Origin of the sequence: Priestia sp. Y58 (assembly GCF_029522095.1) — a bacterium.
Lineage (GTDB): Bacteria > Bacillota > Bacilli > Bacillales > Bacillaceae_H > Priestia > Priestia megaterium_E.
The window spans coordinates 16,253-38,962 of sequence record NZ_JAKWFL010000016.1; the positions used below are offsets into that span (position 1 = coordinate 16,253).

Annotated in this window: 20 protein-coding genes; 4 read left to right on the top strand and 16 right to left on the bottom strand. The window is 37.6% G+C overall.

Annotation, left to right across the window (positions count from 1 at the left end; translation table 11 throughout):
* Nucleotides 1-171: 171 nt before the first annotated feature.
* Both MMB68_RS26450 and MMB68_RS26455 read right to left on the bottom strand, forming a co-directional pair.
* Complete coding sequence (locus MMB68_RS26450) at nt 172-1,554, bottom strand: UDP-N-acetylmuramoyl-tripeptide--D-alanyl-D-alanine ligase (RefSeq protein WP_221786132.1); 1,383 nt, start codon at nt 1,552-1,554, stop codon at nt 172-174.
* Between the two features lie 96 nt (nt 1,555-1,650).
* The gene (locus tag MMB68_RS26455; protein ID WP_013054995.1) at nt 1,651-2,733 is read right to left on the bottom strand and encodes a D-alanine--D-alanine ligase; all 1,083 of its coding nucleotides are present in this window, start codon (nt 2,731-2,733) and stop codon (nt 1,651-1,653) included.
* A gap of 293 nt (nt 2,734-3,026) precedes the next feature.
* On the opposite strand from MMB68_RS26455, the gene MMB68_RS26460 reads away from it, so the two are divergent.
* Genes MMB68_RS26460 through MMB68_RS26470 form a run of 3 tightly spaced genes read left to right on the top strand, consistent with a single transcriptional unit; the run spans nt 3,027 to nt 5,354 of the window.
* The gene (locus tag MMB68_RS26460; protein ID WP_221786131.1) at nt 3,027-3,539 is read left to right on the top strand and encodes an FMN-binding protein; all 513 of its coding nucleotides are present in this window, start codon (nt 3,027-3,029) and stop codon (nt 3,537-3,539) included.
* An 11-nt stretch (nt 3,540-3,550) separates the two neighbouring features.
* On the top strand, nt 3,551-4,483 hold the full coding sequence (locus MMB68_RS26465) for an FAD:protein FMN transferase (protein WP_221786130.1): 933 nt from the start codon (nt 3,551-3,553) through the stop codon (nt 4,481-4,483).
* Nucleotides 4,467-5,354 (top strand): RnfABCDGE type electron transport complex subunit D, encoded by an 888-nt coding sequence (locus tag MMB68_RS26470; protein ID WP_221786129.1) that lies wholly within the window; start codon nt 4,467-4,469, stop codon nt 5,352-5,354. Before MMB68_RS26465 ends, MMB68_RS26470 begins: the two co-directional genes overlap by 17 nt.
* Before the next feature lie 16 nt (nt 5,355-5,370).
* On the opposite strand, the gene MMB68_RS26475 is transcribed toward MMB68_RS26470, so the two are convergent.
* From MMB68_RS26475 to mscL, 10 genes are all read right to left on the bottom strand, one after another.
* Complete coding sequence (locus MMB68_RS26475) at nt 5,371-6,606, bottom strand: sensor histidine kinase (RefSeq protein ID WP_221786128.1); 1,236 nt, start codon at nt 6,604-6,606, stop codon at nt 5,371-5,373.
* Nucleotides 6,599-7,276 (bottom strand): response regulator transcription factor, encoded by a 678-nt coding sequence (locus MMB68_RS26480; RefSeq protein WP_221786127.1) that lies wholly within the window; start codon nt 7,274-7,276, stop codon nt 6,599-6,601. The genes MMB68_RS26475 and MMB68_RS26480 overlap by 8 nt, the downstream gene beginning before the upstream one ends.
* A 145-nt stretch (nt 7,277-7,421) precedes the next feature.
* A complete protein-coding gene (locus tag MMB68_RS26485; RefSeq protein ID WP_221812717.1) occupies nt 7,422-8,534 on the bottom strand; it encodes an acyltransferase in 1,113 nt (370 codons plus the stop codon).
* A gap of 218 nt (nt 8,535-8,752) precedes the next feature.
* A complete protein-coding gene (locus MMB68_RS26490) occupies nt 8,753-9,826 on the bottom strand; it encodes an ABC transporter substrate-binding protein (protein WP_221786125.1) in 1,074 nt (357 codons plus the stop codon).
* Nucleotides 9,823-10,629: an ABC transporter permease gene (locus MMB68_RS26495; protein ID WP_013054988.1), complete on the bottom strand. Its 807-nt coding sequence runs from the start codon at nt 10,627-10,629 to the stop codon at nt 9,823-9,825. Before MMB68_RS26495 ends, MMB68_RS26490 begins: the two co-directional genes overlap by 4 nt.
* Before the next feature lies 1 nt (nt 10,630).
* Nucleotides 10,631-11,431, bottom strand: coding sequence for an ABC transporter permease (locus MMB68_RS26500; protein ID WP_013054987.1), 801 nt, complete (start codon nt 11,429-11,431; stop codon nt 10,631-10,633).
* Nucleotides 11,421-12,530, bottom strand: coding sequence for an ABC transporter ATP-binding protein (locus MMB68_RS26505; protein WP_025601794.1), 1,110 nt, complete (start codon nt 12,528-12,530; stop codon nt 11,421-11,423). Before MMB68_RS26505 ends, MMB68_RS26500 begins: the two co-directional genes overlap by 11 nt.
* A 20-nt stretch (nt 12,531-12,550) precedes the next feature.
* Nucleotides 12,551-13,093 (bottom strand): helix-turn-helix domain-containing protein, encoded by a 543-nt coding sequence (locus tag MMB68_RS26510; RefSeq protein WP_013054985.1) that lies wholly within the window; start codon nt 13,091-13,093, stop codon nt 12,551-12,553.
* 195 nt (nt 13,094-13,288) lie between these two features.
* A complete protein-coding gene (locus MMB68_RS26515; protein ID WP_221786124.1) occupies nt 13,289-15,358 on the bottom strand; it encodes an LTA synthase family protein in 2,070 nt (689 codons plus the stop codon).
* A 195-nt stretch (nt 15,359-15,553) separates the two neighbouring features.
* Entirely contained in the window at nt 15,554-15,949 is a 396-nt protein-coding gene (mscL, locus tag MMB68_RS26520) for a large conductance mechanosensitive channel protein MscL (RefSeq protein WP_025753425.1), read from the bottom strand.
* Nucleotides 15,950-16,230: 281 nt separating this feature from the next.
* Here mscL and MMB68_RS26525 point away from each other — a divergent pair, with 281 nt between their 5' ends.
* On the top strand, nt 16,231-16,767 hold the full coding sequence (locus MMB68_RS26525; RefSeq protein WP_221786122.1) for a L,D-transpeptidase: 537 nt from the start codon (nt 16,231-16,233) through the stop codon (nt 16,765-16,767).
* A gap of 37 nt (nt 16,768-16,804) precedes the next feature.
* On the opposite strand, the gene MMB68_RS26530 is transcribed toward MMB68_RS26525, so the two are convergent.
* From MMB68_RS26530 to MMB68_RS26545, 4 genes are all read right to left on the bottom strand, one after another.
* The gene (locus MMB68_RS26530) at nt 16,805-17,290 is read right to left on the bottom strand and encodes a VOC family protein (protein ID WP_221786121.1); all 486 of its coding nucleotides are present in this window, start codon (nt 17,288-17,290) and stop codon (nt 16,805-16,807) included.
* Nucleotides 17,291-17,379: 89 nt separating this feature from the next.
* A complete protein-coding gene (locus tag MMB68_RS26535) occupies nt 17,380-18,522 on the bottom strand; it encodes a mannitol-1-phosphate 5-dehydrogenase (protein ID WP_221786120.1) in 1,143 nt (380 codons plus the stop codon).
* 5 nt (nt 18,523-18,527) lie between these two features.
* Complete coding sequence (locus MMB68_RS26540; RefSeq protein WP_221786119.1) at nt 18,528-20,618, bottom strand: BglG family transcription antiterminator; 2,091 nt, start codon at nt 20,616-20,618, stop codon at nt 18,528-18,530.
* Nucleotides 20,619-20,678: 60 nt separating this feature from the next.
* Entirely contained in the window at nt 20,679-22,571 is a 1,893-nt protein-coding gene (locus MMB68_RS26545; protein WP_221786118.1) for a PTS mannitol transporter subunit IICBA, read from the bottom strand.
* Between the last annotated feature and the right edge of the window lie 139 nt (nt 22,572-22,710).

Genomic DNA, 22,710 nt, shown 5'->3' on the forward strand with positions numbered 1-22,710 from the left:
GACTATCTATATTTTACAAAAAAAAGCATTCTCCGAGGAAACGGAAAATGCTCTAAACGACTACTTCAATAAATTCAACGTTTAGAGTATAAGCGCCTCAAGACACTCAGACTACATCATAACACTATGGCTTTCCGTTTGCAATAGAGCTTACTTATACTCTTTTTAATATCACGGTAATTTATGCATCATTTTTGAGATAACTTCCTCAAGCTTCATCCCTCGAGATGCTTTCACTAAAACCACATCTTCTCTTGTTGTAATCGCTGTTAATTTTTTAACAAGCTCATCTTTCTCCTCAAAGTGCATTACCTTATCTTCTGCAAAATTATTTTTTGCTCCTTGCTCAATTTCAACAGATAAGGGGCCGTATGTTAGAACATAATCAATTTTTTCTGCTTGAATAAACTCTCCCACTTCTTTGTGGAACTCTTTTTCCTGATCGCCTAATTCAAGCATATCCCCAAGAACAAGAATTTTTTGCTTATAGCCTTCTAAATCATGCATCAACGTGATAGCAGCTTTAACGGACGTTGGGCTTGCGTTATATGCGTCATTAATGAAGGTCAGGCCATCTGTTCGTTTCACGAGCTCCATACGCATATTGGTTAGCTTTAATTCTTTTAATCCCTTAGCGATTGTTTTATTGTCTAGTCCAAAATAATGACCTACCGCAATAGCAGAAAGCGCATTGTGAACATTATGTTTACCTAATACCGGGATAAAGAATGAATATGTTGTTTCACGTGAAACAGTGAATGTTGTGCCTAACTCTTCAGCTGAAATAGCACTTGGATACAAATCGTTTTGTTCTGAGCTGCCAAATGTCACCGTTTCAAATACTGGATTAACAACGCGCGACGTTAAAAGTGGCTCATCACCATTATAGACAAGCTGACCTGTTGGGGCTAAGCCGCTTGTAATTTCTAATTTTGCCTCCGCAATTCCATCACGGCTTCCTAAGTCTTGAAGGTGCGATTCTCCGATATTTGTAATAATGGCCACATCAGGCTCCGCTAAATTAGAAAGAAACTCAATTTCTCCTCGGCTGCTCATGCCCATTTCTAAAACTGCAATATCATGAGTTTCATCTAAACGCAAAATAGTAAGCGGCATGCCAATATGATTATTAAAGTTTCCATCTGTTTTCAGAACACGATAAGTTGTATCGAGCACAGCTTTCACCATGTCTTTTGCCGTTGTTTTTCCGTTACTTCCTGTAATGCCCACTACTTTAATATCTAACTCGTGACGATAGGATTTCGCTAATTGCTGAAGAGCTTCTAGCGTATCATCGACTAAAATAACACTAATGTCTGTCGGTGGGTTTTCTTCATCTTTGTTCCACAGTGTAGCAACCGCTCCGTTTTCAATTGCTTTATGAACAAATGCATGCCCGTTAAAACGTTCCCCTTTAATTGGGATATATAAATTACCTTGCTGAATGGTTCTCGTATCAATTGAGACTCCCTCAATTACAGCTGCTTCATTCCCGCTATGAAATACACTTCCTGGAATCATTGCAGCTAGCTGTTTAAGCGTACGTTTAATCATTGTTGGTTTGCTCCTCTCGATATAAAGTAAACTATGGATAACATTAATTGAAACTAAACACAGAAACACTATTCATGATGAATAGTGTTGTGTGAGTTACATTGTGTGTTTAATTTGCTGCTTTTCGGTATGACGTTCAATTGCTAGTGATACAAGTTTTTCAATTAAATCTGGATATTCAACACCTGCGTGTTTCCACAATAACGGGAACATACTGAAAGGTGTAAAACCAGGCATCGTATTCACTTCATTAATAATGAATTTACCTTCTGATGTTAAGAAGAAATCTGCACGTACAAGACCAGATCCATCAATTGCTTTAAATGCTTTGATTGCTAGTGCTGACATTTCTTGATGCTGTTCTTCTGTAATTTCAGCTGGAATAATAAGACCTGTATCGCCGTCTTCATATTTGGCTTTGTAATCGTAAAACGCTTTTTTAGGTAAGATTTCTCCAACTACTGAACAAGCTGCTTCATCATTCCCTAACACACCAATTTCAACTTCACGACCAACTGCTGCTGCTTCTACAATGATTTTCCGATCGAATAAAAAAGCTTCAACAAATGCCGCTTCTAGCTCTTCACGGTTATCACATTTGCTAATCCCAACGCTTGAACCTAAGTTTGCTGGTTTAACAAAGCAAGGATATCCAAGTGTTTCTACTTTTTCATAAGCAGCCGTTCGATCTGCTTCCCACTCGCGGCGGATAAATGATACGTACTCTACTTGAGGCAGACCTGCCTGTGCAAACAGCTGCTTCATTACAACTTTATCCATACCAGCTGCTGAAGCTAATACACCATTTCCAACATAAGGAATATTTAACAATTCTAATAACCCTTGTACCGTACCATCTTCTCCATTTGGACCATGAAGAAGTGGGAAAATAACATCTAGCTGATCATCTGTCTTTGAATCTGTTAATGCAAACATTTCCGTATTCAATGAAACTGGTGAAATAGCAGTTCCGTTATCTTGAATTTCTAATTGAGCAACTGTTTCAAGCGGACCAGTCAGCTGTGTGCCGCGAATCCACTTTCCTGTTTCCGTAATGTAAATTGGATGCACTTCATATTTATCGTGATTAATTGCTTTTGAAACTGCTAGAGCTGTTTGTAAAGATACTTTATGTTCAGCGGATTTTCCTCCGTATAAAAGGCCAAGCTTAATTTTCACTGATGTTCCTCCTAACACATATTCATCTTTTCTATTTTATCATGCACGTTTAGATAGTAAACAGAAATATTAACTATTATTACGTATGTCAAAATAGCTAGGCTTGTGAAAGAAATTCCAGCTTCTCCTTTCATTATTTAAAATGACCTTTTCACTTGGAACATTTACTTTTGAAAAAACTTTTTTGATTTTAAATCTTTTTTAAAAGTTTATTTGTAAAGTTTATTTATGCTAAAGATCACCATCAATAATCGAAACTATAGTTCTGGTATAAATCAGGAGGTTCAACAAACATGAGTAAAATGGGAAAAACGATGATTGCTGCATGCAGCGTAGCCATTGGAAGTATTTATGCAACTGGTTATATAAACACTCTATCTGATGCACAAGCTGTTCAAGTCCCCCCGGCTCATCATCAGAAGAAAACGACGGATCAAACAGACAATCAAACGATTGTCAATGACAGCTGGGGAGAAGATGTTGCTTCCTCTAATAAGAAACAGTCATCAGCGAGTGCCGAAAGTTCTGCTCCTAAAACAAAATACAAAGATGGAACGTATTCTGGCCAAGGAAGCAACCGTATCGGAACTGTCTACGTATCCGTGACCATTAAAAACGACCGAATTGATACAGTTGAAATTACAGAAGCGGATACTCACTATTCTCAAAGTTACATTGAGGGCCTTCCGGCTCAAGTCGTACAAAGACAAAGCTCAGATGTCGACGTCGTGAGCGGAGCAACGCTTAGTACAGAAGATTTTCAAAATGCTGTGGACGACGCACTTCAGCAAGCAATGAATGCATAAAGGAGAAACGAATGATGTCCATAAAAACGTATAGCCGGTCTGTCTTATGTATGGGAACAACCGTCTCCATTCAAGTAATTGCTCCCCACTCAGAAGAAGCAAATGTCCTTCACCATATCTCAAAGGCATTTACTATTTTTAAAACCGTTGAAACGACATGCAGTCGATTTGATGCCAAAAGCGAAGTTATGAAACTAATTAGACATGTCAAAGAGCCTGTTTCTGTTAGTCCTCTATTATTTGAAGCCCTTCATTTCGCTATCTTAGTAGCAAATGAAACGCATGGAATCTTTGACCCAACGGTAGGAAAGCAATTAGAAAACCGCGGTTTTAACGAACATTACTTATATGGAAAGCCCGTACAAGTGAACGAAGCAGTCGATTCTGGAAGTTATAAAGACATCGTATTGGATACACATAAAAAAACGGTTTGTTTACAAAAACCGATGATTATAGATCTTGGAGCGGTCGCCAAAGGGTTGGCGATTGATTTGGCTGCCCGCTCCCTTCCTTATCAGCATTTTATGATTAATGCAGGAGGAGACATCCTAGTTAAAGGATGCAATCAACACGGAGAGTTGTGGAAAGTCGGGATTCAGCACCCTGTGATTCAAACGCAGTCATTACTGACTTTGCGTGTAACAGATACGGCTGTCTGCACATCAGGAAATTATGCTAGAAAAAATAAGACACATCCATCAACGCATCATTTGGTTAATCCCTTATCTCCATCCACTCGAAGCAGTCTGTTGAGTTGTACAGCTATTGCTCCTTCTGCCATGCTGGCCGATGCATTATCTACGTCAGCTTTTATTTTGGGAGCGGAAAAAGGAGTAAATTTATTGAATGATGCCGACATACGCGGCGTGCTCTTCGACTCTAGTTTCACTCCTTTTTTTACATCAGATATGGAGGAATTAATAAATTATGACCACACGTTCTGAACGAAGAAGCGGTGTTAAATATATTAGTACACCAAAAGGTTATATTATTGTAGATGAAAACAAACCAAAAGAAATAAGTCTTTGGGCGCAGCTAGTTAAAACCCCTAAAAGATATGTAATTGCTATGCTTCTGCTTTTAACTTTATTAGGTGAATTTAACTCTTCTGCCTTTCAAGGGTTAGGACACCTACTACTTGCCGTATGCTCGGCGGCCGCCTTAGATTTAGGATTTTCTTTTGCTTATAAAAAGAACATTCAGCTTCCTGACGGCGGAATTATTACCGGATTAATTATTGCCTTAGTACTCAGCACCTCTACACCTGCTTGGGTCACATTTTGCACTGTAGCTGTTGCGATTTTATCGAAGCACTTCGTAAAAGTAAAAAAGAAGCCTATTTTTAACCCTGCTGCTTTTGGTCTTCTCTTTTCACTTATTGTCTTTTCAAGCGGCCAAAGCTGGTGGGGAAGCTTATCTTTACTACCCGTATGGCTCATTGTATTCGTGTTTGTGACGGGGTACCTTGTGACGAGCAAGGTAAATAAATTCCCTCAAGTATTTGCGTTTTTGGGCGTGTATTTTGCTATTTTTACGATTATGTCATTAATAGGAGTAGGCGATGTAGCAGATGCTTTACGAGCTCCTTTTGTTAATTCCGCTTTATTTTTAGCCTTCTTCATGGTGACGGATCCGCCAACTTCTCCTGCCAAGTATAAAGCCCAAATAAAATTTGGGCTGCTTGCGGGGGCGATTAGCGCTGTAGATTACTTAGTTTTTGGCGGCCTTGCCTATTTATTAATTGGCCTGTTACTTGCTAATGCATGGAAAGCATGGAAGACTGCAAACAAAAAAGTGACAAAAAAAGCTGCCTGATGACAGGCAGCTTTTTTCATAGCGGAATTTTCACATAAAATTCCGCACCCACGTTTTTTTGGCTAAAAACCTTAATTTCTCCGTCGTGAGCTTGTACAATCCATTTGGCAATCGCCAGACCTAAACCTGACCCTCCTTCGGCACGTGCTCGGCTCTTATCACTTCGATAAAAGCGATCAAACACATATGGAAGATCTTTCGCTTCAATTCCAACGCCTGTGTCTCTAACGATTAACGTCATAGAGTGATGATGTTTCTTTAGACTAATATGAATGCTTTCTCCAGGTGGGGTGTATTTAAAAGCGTTATCTAATAAAATCATACATAGCTGATGAAGTCGTTCTTGATCTCCTCCGCACATTAACGATTCAATTTCCCTTGTGAAACGAAGCTCCTTTAGTTCAAATATGGGCTCAAACTGATTAGCTACTTTATCAACCAGCTCACCCATATTAAAGACCGTTTTATTTAGCAGCTGTGCACTTGAATCAGATCTAGCCAGTGTTAGTAAGTTGCCCACCAGCTTCGTCATCCGCTTTACTTCGTTTAAGCTTTGATAAATATTTTCGCTTTCTTGCTCAATCGTATGATTTGGTCGTCTAAACAATAGCTCGAGATGCGTTTGCATCACGGAAAGAGGCGTTCTTAGCTCATGGGAAGCATCTGCAATAAATTCGACCTGTTTGTTCCACGACTTTTGTATAGGTACAAGCGCTCGATTAGCTAAAAACAAGCCAGCTACAAGCGAAAGAAGCAGTCCAATAAACGCTGAAATGATAAGAAGAAAAGCAAGGTGCTCTAAGGTTTGAGTTTCTGGATCTACGTTTAAGACAAGTTGAATCGTTGAAACGTCTTGGTCTTTTATATACCCTTCGTTTTTCACATTCATCACTCGATAAGCATGACCGTTTACCTCTTGCGACGTTTGGACTTTTCCTTCTGAGAGCGCAGGCTTAAAGTCGTCAATATCGTTTGTATATAACCCTTTTTTAGGTGTGATTTTGATTAGTTTTTTATCACTGCTCCAAAGCAAAAATGCAACGCGCCGTTCTGTTTCTCTCTCATTGTTTTCCTGAATTTCATGTAAATTTCTTTTTTTAACCTGCTCGCTCATCTCACTTAGCCGATTGTCCGGGTTTGAAAAAATAAGATGCTGCATGTAAAAATATAAAACTAAACTAAAAATGCTCAAAATAACCATCAGCACGATTGTGTTAAATAACACAAGCCTGATTCTCGTCTTTTTAAACATGCTCTTCCCCTTTTAACATAAAACCTACGCCTCTGACTGTACGTACATAACCGTCACACTTAAAAGGCTGAAGCTTCTTTCGTAAATGGTGAACATAGACGTCTACTACACCCACTCCTACATCAGATGTAAATCCCCATACCCGATTGAAAATTTGATCTCGAATAAGGATTTGTTCTTTATTTCGAATAAAGTATTCCAAAAGCTGAAATTCTTTAATCGTTAACGTTAGGGCACTCCCATTTATCATAACTTCATGATTGGCTTCTCGTATAGAAATGGGACCATATGAAATCATGCCTTCTTCTGCCTGCAAGTCTCTGAGCATCACCCTTAACCTCGCAAAAAGTTCAGCCATGGCAAAAGGCTTAACCAAATAATCATCAGCTCCATAATCAAGTCCTTTCACTCGATCTTCTACACTATCTTTTGCAGTAAGAAAAATAACTTTCGTCAGCACCTTTTGTTTTCTTAGCTTTTTTAGTATGTCAAGCCCTGTCATACCCGGCAGCATAATATCTAAAATCAAGGCATCATAAATATTCTGCTCTGCTAAAAACAAACCTTCATCTCCTTCAGACGCACAATCAACTTCATATCCTTCTTCTTTTAAGCCTTCTACGATACCGTGTAATAATGAAGCATCATCTTCTACCACAAGTACACGCATATCAAATTCCCCCTTTTGTGAGTACCTAAGTAAGCATTATCTTAGCATGTCACTTTTAAAAATATTTTAAAACTAGCGTGTTATCATCTCTTATACTTTATAAAAAAAGTTATGCCTGCAAGCAGACATAACTTTTAACTAAACGTTATTTATGATTAGGACGTCGGTAAATGAACACCGCTTCTTTTGGCAGTTTACCAAACAAAAAGCTAGCAAACGGTAAAAGACGATGACATCCCCAAATGATGAGGTAGCAGCCCGCTAATGTTAAAATATAGCGCGCCACGATTTCAACGTGAAACATGTAGTTGCCTTGTATTGGTACTGCTTTTGCTACAAAGTTTAAAACCATTGGGTGAATCAAGTAAAATCCAAACGAGTACATAGCAATATTCTTAACAATCGTCACGGATTTCACAGAAAGCTTTTCAGCTAATATCTCTGCAATTCGGAAGAAGAAATAACTTCCAGCGACCAAATAAAGCGTATTAACAACCTCATACGTAAAGCCTGAAATTTGGATTGTCTTCATTGTGTATAAGTGATAATTTAACAGTGAAATAGCTATTCCCGATCCGAGCGTCACCAGAAATAATACAATATTCGAACGACTGTACTTTTTATCCACTTGCTCGCGATAATAAATGCCAATCCAACCGCCGAGTAAAAACGTAGCCATTGTATTTAAAAATAAATTAAACGAAGTGATGTGATACGTATTGTTGAGCATTAAATAACCAAGCTGAATGATAATGCCAAACAGCCACATGTATTTTTTAAAAACGGTTACTTTTTGTGCTAGCCATACAAAAACCGGCAGCACGAGATAGACTTGTACAATTAAAAAGATAAAATGAAGCTGATAGTAGGACTCTCCGCGTAAAATACGTTTCACAATATCAGATGCATTCAATTCTGTTGCTCCTACATAGTACGAATAAAATTCATAAATAAGTGCCCAAATAATATAGGGAACCAAAATATATGTCACTCTTCGAGCATAATACGTTTTCCATAAAGTCTTTGTTAACGGCTTGTTAATATAACTATAAAAGAAAACCAAACCTGTGATAACAATAAAGATCCCTGCTTCAATTCGAACAATTCGGTTAAGAAAATGATATTTCTGATAAGCTTCACTTGCAAATGGCAGTACCGTTGCATACGCTGCTGTTACATGTACGAGCACAACCATCATCATAGCGAATAATCGTAAAAAATAAATGGATTGAATATGCTGCTTTTGTGTTTGCTTCACTTTTTCTCTCCTATATAATGTGAAATATAAATTCTGGATGAATAATAGAACATTCAATTTTTTCTTATCTTTCCCTTTTTACAAATAAAAAAGCTAATAACATAAAATAAATGTTATTAGCTTTACTCGTTTGTATTTTATCTTTCCTCTCGCTATCACGCAACTGAATTTACAAAAACAATAAAGAACTTAAGTACAAAGACCTAATCAAGTTCCTTTTATTTACGGTGCATTTTAAATTCTAAAAATAATTCATTGTAATAAGCAAGCATTCGTTTGCCTAAGTTATTATATACTTCAAGCTTTTTTGTTAGTTCTTCCTCTGGGTAAAAACGTTCATCCTCCGCTACTTCTTTCGGCAAATATTCTAACGCTTTTTTATTAGGCGTAGAATATCCTACATATTCCGCATTTTGAGCAGCGTGTTTAGGATCCAGCATAAAATTCATGAATTTATGTGCGCCTTCTACGTTTTTAGCCGTTTTTGGAATAACCATGTTATCAAACCATAAATTCGAACCTTCTTCTGGAACAACGTAATTCAGCTTATCGTTTTCACTCATAATTTCAGAAGCATCGCCTGACCAAACAACGCCAACTGCCGCTTCTTCATTTGCTAGGAGCATCTTAATCTCGTCTCCTACAATGGCTTTGACATTTGGTGTCAATGTATCAAGCTTTCTTTTCGCTTCTTGAAGATGAGCCTTATTCGTATCATTTAATGAATAATTTAAGCTGTTTAGCCCCATTCCCATCACTTCTCTAGCGCCATCTGCAAGTAAAATTTGATTTTTTAGCTTAGGATCCCATAAATCATTCCAGCTTTTTATCTTCTTACCATGAAGCATATCAGAGTTATATACAATACCCACAGTTCCCCAAAAATAAGGAATAGAGTACTTATTTCCAGGATCAAAAGATAAGTCTAAAAAACGGTGATTAATGTATTTTAAATTAGGCAGCTTCGAATGATCAATTGACAATAGTAAATTTTCTTCACGCATCTTGCTAATCGCGTACTCAGAAGGCACAGCAATATCAAATGTCGTACCGCCTTGTTCAATTTTGGTCATCATTGCTTCATTCGAATCAAAGGTCTGATAAATGACTTTAATTCCGGTTTCTTTTTCAAACTGATTCACTAAATCAGGATCAATATAATCTCCCCAATTATAGACGGTCAGCGTATCTCCTCCAGAGTATCCTTCGGCATTGTTCAAATGATGAACCACATACATAAGAACGAAAGAAAGGATGACGATGAAGATAAACGGCTTTGCTAATTGCTTCATTTTCCAGTCGCCACCCCTTTCACTTTATTGCTATATCGCTGACTGATAAAGTAATAACCAATTACAATCAGCACGGTAAACATGAAAATAAGAGTAGAAAGAGCATTGATTTTCAGCGAGACCCCTCTTCTTGCTAAAGAATAAATTTCTACTGAAAGCGTGGAAAAACCGTTCCCGGTCACAAAGAACGTAACCGCAAAGTCATCCAAAGAGTAAGTTAAAGCCATAAAAAAGCCTGCAAAGATACCCGGACGAATAAATGGCAATACCACTTTCGAAAGTACTTCAAAGCGGCTTGCGCCCAAATCACGGGCTGCATCGAGCAGTGTCGGACTCATTTCCTGCAGCTTAGGCAGAACCATAATGACCACAATCGGTACACTGAATGCAATATGCGCTAATAATACCGATATAAATCCGAGCTTTACACCGATAATGGTAAATAGAATTAAAAAAGATGCGCCAATAATAACATCTGGACTCACAATTAACACATTATTAAATGTTAACAGCGTATTTTGAACACGTCTGCGCTTCACGTATACGATAGCAAGTGCCCCTATCACGCCAATAATAGTTGAAATAACCGAAGACAATAGAGCAATAATAAGGGTATTCAAGACAATAATAAGCAAACGTGTGTCTTGAAACACTTCTTTGTACCAATCTAACGTAAACCCTTCAAATTCACGCATGTTCCCTCCGCTGTTAAAAGAGTAATACATTAAATAAAAAATGGGCGCGTATAAAATGAAAAACACAAAAAATAAATAAAGGTGGCTGAACTTCCACTTTCTCTTCATTTTACACACCTCTCTTTCCAGTGCCTGTTATGAGCATCATAACGGCCATCGCAATAATTAAAAAGACGGCTATTGTGGCGCCCATGCCCCAATCCTGCGTCACTAAAAAATGTTGTTCAATCGCTGTTCCCAGTGTAATGACGCGGTTTCCAGCAATTAAACGCGTAATCATAAAGAGTGATAGTGCTGGAATAAAAACAGCCTGACAACCTGATTTAACCCCTTCTAGCGTTAGCGGAAATACCACGCGCTTAAATGTCACCCATGAAGATGCCCCCAAGTCTCGCGAAGCGTAGATAAGCGAGGGATTAAGTTCTTCTAAAGAGTTAAAGATCGGCAAAATCATAAAGGGGATAAAAATATACACCGATACAAATACAAAACTAAAGTCAGTAAATAAAATTTGATGAGTACCAAGTCCCAGAAATTCAGTAAACTTATTAACCGTACCATACGTGCCAAATATACCTAAAAAAGCATAAGCTTTTAATAATAGGTTAATCCACGTCGGTAAAATAATCAGTAGAAGCCAAAGCTGCTTGTGCTTAAGCTTCGTTAGTAAATAAGCTGTAGGATAAGAAAAAACCAATGAAAATAACGTAATTAAAAAAGCATACCAAAATGAACTCAGTGTCATCTGTAAATAAACTGGGGTAAAAAATTTCTTATAGTTTTCAAGCGTCAGCTCATTATCGATGCTGAAAAAAGAATAATAGACAACTAATACAATGGGAGCAACTACAAAAAGCAAAATCCATAACACGTAAGGGACTAAGTAAATATTTCTTGATTTAGTTTGCATCGTAATCCTCTTCATAACCTTCGAGTCGCTTATCGAATTCTTCTTCCGTTTCATTAAATCGCATAACATGAATAGCTTCAGGTTCAAAATATAAACCAATTTCTTCGCCAACCGTTGCCTTTTTCGTAGAGTGAACGAGCCACTCATTCCCTGCATGGTCATAGCCTAAAATTTCATAATGGACTCCTCTGAACAGCTGTGAATCTACACGAACCTGCAGCTTTCCTTGATCGGAGCTTGTAATGGCTAAATCTTCAGGACGAATCACAATTTCAACCTGCTCATTTTGGTTTAATCCTTGATCAACACATTCAAATTGCTGGCCGCCAAACTCCACTAAAAAGTCAGCAATCATTTTACCTGGTACAATATTTGATTCACCAATAAAATCGGCAACAAAACGATTAATTGGCTCATCATAAATATCTGTAGGTTCCCCGCTCTGCTGAATTCTTCCTTTATTCAAAACAAAGATTTCATCGGACATCGCAAGCGCTTCTTCTTGATCGTGCGTAACAAAAATGAACGTAATACCTAGACGACGCTGTAATTCTCTTAACTCGTATTGCATTTCCGTACGCAATTTTAGATCAAGAGCTGAAAGCGGCTCGTCCAGCAAAATGACTTCGGGCTGATTTACAATTGCTCGTGCAATTGCTACGCGCTGTCTTTGGCCGCCCGACATTTCCTTTATTTCTCTGTTTTCATATCCTTCTAAGTTAACAAAACGAAGGGCTTCTTTAACTTTTATTGTAATATCAGCATTTTTCATCTTCTTGATTCGAAGACCAAATGCTACATTTTCAAATACATTCAAATGGGGGAAAAGCGCGTAGTCTTGAAAAACCGTATTAACCTGACGTTTGTTAGCCGGAACATCATTAATTCTTTTCCCATTAAAATAAATCGTTCCGCTTGAGGCTTCCGTAAAGCCTGCAATTAATCGTAAAATCGTTGTCTTTCCACATCCCGATGGACCTAAGAGGGTATAAAATTTCCCTTTTTCAATTTCAAAGCTTACATGATCCAATACAACTGAATCATTATCATATTGCTTGGTCACATTTTCAAATTGAATAATTGTATTCGTAGATGTCATTTCACTTCACCTCTTTTGTTCTATAAATAAGACTCTGTCGCCACGATAATTAACTCTGTTATTCCGTCATGAGCATTTAAAATCTGATGTTCTTCAGAAGCTTGAAAATAGATGGTTTCTCCTTGTTTGGCTTCATATATTCTGCCTCCAAGCTTCACCTTCACACACCCGCGCAAAATGTAGCCAAACGTTTCTGAAAGGGAAGGCTCAAATCTCTTAAATGCACCTTTTTCATGAAGAATAAGACGAATTGGCTCCATTTCTTTTTCATTTGATTCATGCACAAGCCACTGAATATGGTAACCTTTTTCATCTTCGCAATAACTCGTGTAGTCTTCCTCTCTGTATACAACCTTTTGAACATGCGTATCAATTTCGAAGAATTCTTTCGGTTCGCATCCTAGCACTTCCAAAATACTAAAAAATGTTTCTAAAGACGGCGAACTTAAATCGCGCTCTAGCTGCGAAATATAGCCTTTGCTTAAATCAGTACGTTCTCCTAGCTCTTCTTGTGTTAAACCTTTTTTTAATCGTAAATTTTTAATTTTCTTTCCTATTTCCATACTCTCGATCCTCAACTGTATTTAAAATTAGCAAACAGCATGAATGATTGTTCATGCTGTTCCAAACTCAAGTTTTGTTTTACTTAACTTAAAGTTTACTTTTAACCTTAAAATATTATACATGAATTATTTTTTAGTACAACCTTAAACACTTAAAAAATAAAAACTCCTTTTATTTAAAAGGAGTTTTTATTTTTATTTATACAACTTATGCGTTTCGTACTGTTTCCCGGATAATGTATCAAACTCAACTTCATGGTAATCTTGAAGGTCTTTTGCAGCTTTTTTAGATAGCGCTGCCGGATCATCCACTAGCTTTCCTTTTGAATCTATATACATATTTGAACGAAAAGCCGGCACTTCTGTTTTCATTTGATTCAACTGATCGTAGAACAGATTACTTTTGTAACCAAGAGATTGAGCAAGCGTCGGAGCAATATAAATAGGACTCATCGTACCGAGATTTTTATCTATTTTCGTATCGTAATTAGATAAAAATAAGAGCGGCGTCTCATAAAATTTTTGAGATGTTTGCTGCGTTTTCTCGTTTCCAAAACCCGTTTCTTTGTAAGCTTGAAGGTTTTGTCCAAGTGCTGGCAAATGATCTCCCCAAAATACTACAATGGTTGGCTCGTCCAGCTTTTGAATTTCATCGTTCAATCGTTTTAAAGCAGCATCTGAACGTTTAATTCCTTCAGCATAAATTTCAATTTCCTTTTGCATTTCCGGTGATAACCCTTTACCGGTTACTTTAATGGTTTCCTGACCGTTATACTTATCCGCTGAATAAGGAAGATGATTTGCAATCGTTACAGCATGCACAAATGCAGGCTTTTTCGACTGACGAAGCGTATCGAGTACTTCATCAACTACCGCTTCATCGGAAACAAATTCTTTGTTATCTTTTTGCGTATGCTTCATTTGATCAATAAACTTCACTTGATCAAATCCCAAATTTGGATACACATTTTGCCTCATATAAAGCATACCGCTGTTTGGATGCATAGCTGTTGTAGCATAGCCTTGTTTTTCTAAATAAGAAACAAAAGACGGATATTCTTTTTTACTCAATACATGCTGATAAGGAAGGCCTCCAGGGTTAAAGAAAGACAAAGAGTAGCTCGTCAGCGCTTCAAATTCCACATTAGCTGTCTCCCCGCCAAATGAAGGACTTAAAGACCACCCAGAAGGATATTTCTTTTGAAGTTCTCTTGTATTTTTCATTGGATCTTCAGAGAACGTCACGCTAAGCTTTGTTGGGTCCCAAAACGTTTCGTTCATCACAAACACGACGTTTGGTTTGACTTCAGCATTGCTTTCTTGTGTTTTCTCTTCCTTTGACTGAATCCGCTTTGCCACTTTGGCCATTACTTCTTGTGAGTAGTCATCCGGCTCTTCCAGCACATCTGTTTTAACATTTGAAATCATGCCAATAACAGGTCCATTATAGTAATAATTATTTTGCTGATTCCAAGGCATCAGCGCAGCATATTGATCGTAATATTTTTGAGCAAACGAGTGTTCAAAGAATAAAAATGATTTCATTAAAAAGATGAGCGGCAGAATCATAATAATTCGAAGAAACCATCGAATTTTAATTTTCGGCAAGAAAAACCAAAGAGCGATCAGTACGACAATGGATCCAATAACTCCTATTACAATAGGAATTGAAATCGAATCTTTAATCATCGGAATAACTTCTTTTAACTGACTCGCCTGAATAAAATCGTTCGGGAACAATGGTTCATTTCGAAAGATTTTTTTATAATAGTTTACAAGAGCTAAAATAAAATACAGAACAAAGGTAATCCCAGCCCCTAAATAAGCTTCTCCTACTAGCATAATGATCGCTAGTGTTAACAGCGAAAGTAAAAATACCGTAAAAAGATAGCGTTCGGGATATGCTTGCATCCACTCTATTGTTTTGCCTGGATTATGTATATCAATATGATATATAACAAAAACCATAGCAGAAACGGCTGCTACCGCAATTGAAAACACACTTGCCGTAAAAATGGCATACCACTGCGAATCTTGTATTCTCTCTATCTGATTAAATCGAAGTAGCAAATAGAAAGTGAGCGCCCATAAAACAAGTGAGCATCCTCCTATTAATACTACGAACCCAGCTGTATGGATTTGGGCCCAATCAAACAACATTTTTGTGTCATTTGACACATTAAACATCACAGCACTGTATAAAAAAACGCTAAGCAGCCCATACGCCACCAGCATTGGCAAAGAACGATACAAATGTTTAAACATAACCTTAAGCCTCCTATTTACAATATCTTAACACTTTTAATATGATTTTAACATTCCTATCTCTCTCGCTTTCACGCCTAATTTTCCCATGATCATACCACTAACATTTCCCGAGAAATTTCACACGAAAAAAGCCCGCTTTTCTTATGAAAAGACGGGCCTCTTAGCCGTTTTATACGTATGTAAAAATTGCTGCTATGAACGCTCTTTCACTGCTTGTGCTTTTAGCAAATCACGAATTTCTGTTAAAATCTCTTCTTCTTTTGAGAGAACAGCCACTTCTTCCTCTACTTTCTCTTCTTCTTTTCTCTTAAAGCGATTAAAGAAACGAATAAATAAGAAAATCGAGAATGCGACAATTAAGAAATCAACAATTGTTTGAATAAAAGATCCATATAATACCGTAGCATCTCCAACCGTGAAGGATAAATCTTTAAAGTCTATACCTGCTAACAACAAACCAATCAGCGGCATAATAATATCATTTACAAGAGACGTGACAATTTTTCCAAATGCCGCTCCAATAATAACACCGACTGCTAAATCTAATACGTTTCCTCGCAAAGCAAATTCTTTAAATTCTTTAAGCATCTGTTTGTTCCACCTCCTGCCCTTCATTTCAAACTTTCATGATAATACATCCTAAATTAAACAGACAAGGTGCATTTTCATTTTTCTCTTTTTCATGAGATATGTACCAGACCTTTAGTTGTATTTCTGCCCATATTTTTACTTTATATTCGCGTGTAAATAAAAACGAACTTTCAGTTTTCATTCAGGTAAGGTTCATGTTCAGTCCATTTTTCTTTTATACACTAATAGCATGTAATTCATCAAATATGTAAACGAGCAATAGAGGAGATGGCTAGAACGTGAGAAAAATTCTACTGCGAGCAGCGGCTTTGTGTCTCGCAACTATTATCAGTATTTCATATACAGCAAGCACGGCGGACGCAAGTGAAAAGACAGTAAGTGGAGATTTAATTATTATTAATAAAAAAACAAATCAGCTTGCTTATTTTCATAATGGAAAGTTAGAAAAGACGTATTCAGTAGCTACGGGAAAGACGTGGAGCGATACGCCGGTAGGTTTTTTTAAGATTGTTAACAAAATTAAAAATCGTCCTTACTATACAGGGCATATTGCAGGAGGCGCTCCTAATAACCCTCTTGGCTCTCGCTGGCTAGGGCTTAATGCAAACGGAACAACCGGCGACACATACGCTATTCACGGCAATAACTCAGAAGATAGCATCGGCAACTATGTAAGCCACGGCTGCGTACGAATGCATAATGCGGATGTCGAAGAATTATTCGATAAAGTGGCAGTAGGAACATCGGTAACTATTACGTATTCATCAAAAACCTTCGAAGAGCTGGCAAAAGTATACGGCTACGGACAGCTGTGAAAAAATAAAAGCTTATCCAAAAAATGTGGATAAGCTTTTATTCTTCTCTATTCCCATACATGAGCTCCGTACTATGTGAGTATAGCTCAATAATATTCCCAAACGGATCTTCGCAATAAATTAAGTAATAAGGTTTTCCCGGTCTTGTATTCCATACTTGGCTGCGCTTTTTACCGCCTGATTGTTCAATTTTATCCGCTAATTTTTTCACGTCATCGGCTATTAAACAAATGTGAAAATAACTTTGATACTGCTCATCGCTGTCTTTTAATACAAGAGGCATTTGCGGCTTATTAAATTCAAACAGTTCAATGCCTACCTGGTTATCAGCTGTCATGTGAGCATTTTTCATTTTTTTAATATGAGACCCCAGTAAATCTTGGGTCATATTTTCAGCTTTTTCTTCCTCCGCATTAAACGTATAAGGACCGGCAATCAGCTTAAAACCTAAAACTTTCCCATACCACTGTACGGCTTCTTCTACATCAGGTACAGCTAATCCAACGTGCGTAATAGCTACCATTTTATCATCCTCCTATACACAAATATTCCCTTTCTACAAAAAGAAAAACAGCCCATTTAAAATGGACTGTTTACACGCACTAAATTCATTCACGATTTTAAAGCATTATATTGAGCAATGATTTCTTTTGTTAAATCATTACTTGCCTCTAACCCACTAACCTCTTTTAATACGTACTCAATACCATACTCATGAATACCCGCTTGAAGTTTCATAGCCTCTTTATCTTCTTGCGGGTCAAATAAAAGCGCAGCGGCAATAGCCTTTGCTAAATAGGTATAAGAAAGGCCCGCTTTTTTTGCTTCTAGCGCTGGACGAATCAAACGATCCTGAGGTCCAAGCTTGCGAATTGGCGCTCTTCCTACCCTTTTAACTGAATCATTTAAATGAGGATTTTCAAAGCGTTCAATGATTTTAGTAATATAGGCTTCGTGTTCCTCTCTATCTAAGTCATATCTTTTAATTAGATAGTTTCCTGTTTCTTGTAGCGTTTGCTGTACTTGTTCATAAATATCTGAATCTCTTAACGTTTGATCAATTGTTTCTTTTCCTTTTAAATAACCAAAATATGCAATCACCGCGTGTCCCGTATTCACTGTAAATAACTTTCTTTCAATAAAAGGAGCAAGGTCAGGCACAATCGTCATTCCTTCTACAAAAGGAATATCTTCAGGTGCCTCTACTACCCATTCATAATAGGATTCTACTAAAACATCAAGCGAACCTTGGTCATGTTGAATAGGCACGATACGATCTACAGCTGAATTGAAGAAAAAGACCCTATTTATCATATGAGCTTTTGTCTCTCCATCCAGTGCGTCAAAAATATAGCCTTTTAATAAATCTGTCGCAGAGATTTGATTTTCACATGCAATAATATATACATTTTCGTCGCTTGCTTTTACACGTTCAGCTAAACCTTTAGCAATTAAAGGAGCAATGCGGGGCAGAACGTTCGGTCCGATGGCTGTCGTAATGTACGTTGCTTCTTTAATCGCTTTAATGACTGCTTGTTCTTGTGTCAGGTTATTTAAACCAGATACGTTTTGAACAGCTAATGTCTCGGGGTGCTCTGCGGCTGTTATTACGTTATACCCTTCCTCTGTGTTTAACTGATTAATAATCTTTTCAGCAATATCTACGAATGTAACGTGATAGTTGCTTTGAGAAAACAATGCCCCAATAAATCCTCGACCAATATTGCCTGCTCCAAAATGAACTACTTGTTTCACAAAAATCATTCCTTTATCAAATTATTTCGAAGGTACTCATGAAACGTATCCTCTAGCTTTTTGCGAATTATCTCTTCGTTTGAAGACGAAAAAATCATCATTGCTTCATGATCTTCAATTAAGCTGGTACTAATTAAACTTAAAATTTCTTGCTGTGCTTCACTTAACTCTTCAGGTGCGAGCATTAATAGAAGGTTACGCGCCTGCATGTTTGTTCCGTCCATGCCTTTAACTGTGCAAGGCTGTTCTAAATGTGAAACTTGAAAAATCAGCTCTTTCACGTGATGTTCACGGCAATGGAACAGTGCCATACTCGTTTGCGGAATACCTAAACCGCCTTTGTTTTCTCGTTCCTTAAGCTGATGAATAACGCAGTTGGCATTGGTTATTAAACGTTCTTTTTCAGCAACTTTTACTACGTGCGAAATCACTTGATCGTGACTCACTGCATCCGAAAATCGATACATTCTAAGGTTTTGAAGAATTGATTCGATACTTCCATGCACATCTTTAATTTGCTTCATCGTTTCCTCAAAAGACGGTTTTTCTTTAGAAACAGTCTTATTTTTATATTGGAACGAGCGATAGTCCTTATCTTTGGTTAACTTTTGAATGTTTTTCTGTAAAAAATTCTGGACGGATTGAATATCCTCTTCGGTTAAGAGTGGATTGACTAAAATGTAATCGACATTTAAAAAAGGCAGTCTTACTGTTGAAATCACTACGTCATACCCTTCAAACGCGGCTTCTTTGATTTCTTTTACCGATTTAATGACAACTGAATTAATCTCCGGAATCTCTTTACGAATACGGCTAGCTAACATTTTCGAGGTGCCAATTCCAGTTGGACAGACAATCAGTGCCTGAATTTCCATGACTTCTTCTTTTAGCACTAGCGTTGAACCGAAATGCAAAACAAGATATGCTACTTCATCATCTGGAAAAACTAAATCCGGCAGCTCTTGATCGATACTGTTTCTCACAGCCATAAATAAAACCGGGTACTTTTTTTTAATCTCTTCTGTTAATGGATTAAAAAGCTCCATTTTTTGCTTAAGGCGAAAAATTGCCGGTTCCATATGAGCAAGCAGCCCTTGGTAAAGGGAAAAATCACCGGTTAAGTCGGTGTTAAGCTGAACAGAAACGTGAGCAATCATATTCTTAATAATCTGCCCAACCACTACGCTGTCGTAATATACGTCTCTAGTAGTTTGGAATTTTGCTGCACGTAACCGCACTGCTAAGAAATGAATATCTTTTTCTGTAAAAGAAAGAGAAAATACCCGTTCAATTTCGCGGCAAATATCCTTCATTAAGAACAGTTCACTTGCCAGCTCTTCCGTTTGGCCGCCGTCGTCTTCTAGATACATTTGCTTTTTCGTTCGCTGTATCATAATGCAAATATGAACAATGAGCCCTATATAATCGCTGTCAGCCAGCTTAGAATGATGCTGATTAATCGCTTGATGTACAATTCTGTCTACTTCTGCCAAATAATCCGGATAAAAATAATGCAAAATTGTTTCATCCGTATGCTGCTGATTTTCTGCTAAAAACAAGCACTCAATTAACTCTTCATTAAAGTGAAGAAGAAAATAATTAGCTAATGCTTTCCGTTTATTGGCTTCAGTAGCGTGAACCTCTACTCCCACCCCTCTTTTTCGATGAAGGAGAACGTCAAATGTGGTTAACCACTCTGTTAATTCATCTAAATAAGCAGTTAGTGTAGTGATACTTACTGCTAAGTCTTTAGCCAGCGTTTGTAATTTAAATGAATCTCCTTCTTCTAGAAGAAGAATTAAAAGAATTAATTTTCTTTCCTGTGGAGACTGATCCGTCGTTTTAATCTTCATCAGCTCTTGAATAAGACGAAAAATTTGTTCATTTTTACCTTCAATCATTAGTCCTTCGTCTTGTGTACGAATCAGCTTCAAATCAAATTTTTCAAGTATTGATTCAATTGCCTTCAAATCTCGGTGAACGGTTCTTACACTTACATTCAAAAAAGTAGCAAGTGTAAGGGCTGTATGCTTTCCTGCCGTTTTAATAATTAACTCAATGATTGATTTTTCTCTTGAAGTAATAAACAAGAACATCAACTCTTTTCTTATTTATAAACAAAGGACAAAAAGGCATCTTCATGCCTTTCTATCCCGTTAGTTACTTTGAATAATAGCCATTAATTCTTTAGCTGATTTGGCATGAACCATCTTTTCAATATTGTCCATATCAGAACATGTAATCGCGATACCAGATAAAATTTCTAAATGGGTGCCGTCTTTTCCAGCAATTCCAAAAATCAAACGAACTTTCTCACCATCAAAATCAACGCCTTCTGGAACTTGAATCACTGTAAAACCTGATCTTAAAACGTTCTTTTTCGCTTCTTCCGTACCGTGCGGAATCGCTACGTCATTTCCCATATAAGTAGAAGTCATATTGTCGCGCTCAATCATCGCTTCAACATAGTTTTCTTCTACATATCCGCCTTTTACTAACACACTTCCTGCAAATCGAATTGCTTCTTCCTTAGAAGAAAAGTGCTGATTCAAGAAAACGTTTTCTTCTTTTAATAAACCATCATTACTATCTGTATTATTTTCTACAGATACGTTCTTTTCTTCTTCCGCCTTAGAAGTAGTATGATCATTTTTTAGTTGATCAATTAATTTGTCATATTCCGGGCTAGATAGAAAATTATCAACCGAGATATGATACGCATCTGGAACTTTGTTTTGAGCTCTTGGCGTTAGCTCTTCCTGTGTAATAACGATTTGAGCATCACTTGGAATATTACTGATCGCTGTATTTGTTACCGAAATATTTAAATCTGCTTGTTTAACTTTCTTGCGAAGAAGAGAGGCGCCCATTGCACTCGATCCCATACCTGCGTCACAGGCAAAAACAATTTTTTGAACGCTTGCTGGTACGTCGCCTTGCTGTTTTGTAAAGCTTCCTGCTACAGAGCTCTTCTTGCCTTTCATCTCTTGCATTTTGCGAGCTGCTTCATCCAAATCTTCTGTTTGCTTGCCCGTTTTTAAAATTAACGAACCTACAATAAACGATACGACGGCTGCAACGAGAACACCGGAGATATTTGCAACATAGCTGCCTGCATTACCTGGTGTAGCAGCTAAAATAGCCAAAATACTTCCTGGTGAAGCAACCGCTTGTAAGCCTCCGCCTAAAAGAACAAATGTAAATACGCCGCTCATTCCTCCTAAAATAGCCGCAATGATTAGAAGCGGACGCATTAAAACGTAAGGGAAGTAAATTTCGTGAATTCCTCCAATAAAATGAATGATGGCCGCTCCCGGCGCTGACTGTTTTGCTGTTCCTTTTCCAAAGAAGCAATACGCTAACAAAATTCCTAATCCCGGACCAGGATTTGTTTCTAATAACAATAGAATGGACTGTCCGTTTGTTCGAATTTGTTCTGCTCCGATCGGAGATAAGATACCGTGATTAATAGCATTGTTTAAGAATAAAATTTTAGCAGGCTCAATTAGAATACTTGTAAGAGGAAGAAGGCCATGTGCAACCATCCAATCTACACCCACTACAAGCGCGCCTGTAAATCCGTCCACGGCTGGACTAACACCTAAAAAGGCTAGAATTGCTAGAATTCCTCCAAGAATACCTGCTGAGAAATTATTAATTAACATCTCGAATCCTGTTTTGACTTTACCTTCAATAAACTGATCAAACTTCTTGATGATGTAACCGCCAAGCGGTCCCATAATCATAGCGCCTAGAAACATCGGAATATCAGATCCAACGATGACGCCCATGGTGGCGATAGCACCTACAACGCCTCCCCGCTGATCGTGTACAAGCTTTCCTCCCGTGTAGCCGATTAGCAGCGGAAGCAAATACTTGACCATTGGATCCACTAGTTTGGTAAGGCTTTCATTTGGAAAAAAGCCTGTTGGAATAAATAAAGCAGTAATAAGTCCCCATGCAATAAATGCTCCGATATTTGGCATAACCATTGAACTTAGAAAGTTCCCAAACTTTTGTACAGCTACTTTTATATTAGATTGAGCCATTTGCTCTCTTCCTTTCTCTACGTGATGATACTTTAATCGTAAGAGATTAAACGCTTTCATTCAATGAATAAGAAAACTAACTTTGTCGTACCACAGACGGACAAAGCTTTTAATTACATAAAAAAGCAGCTGAATTACA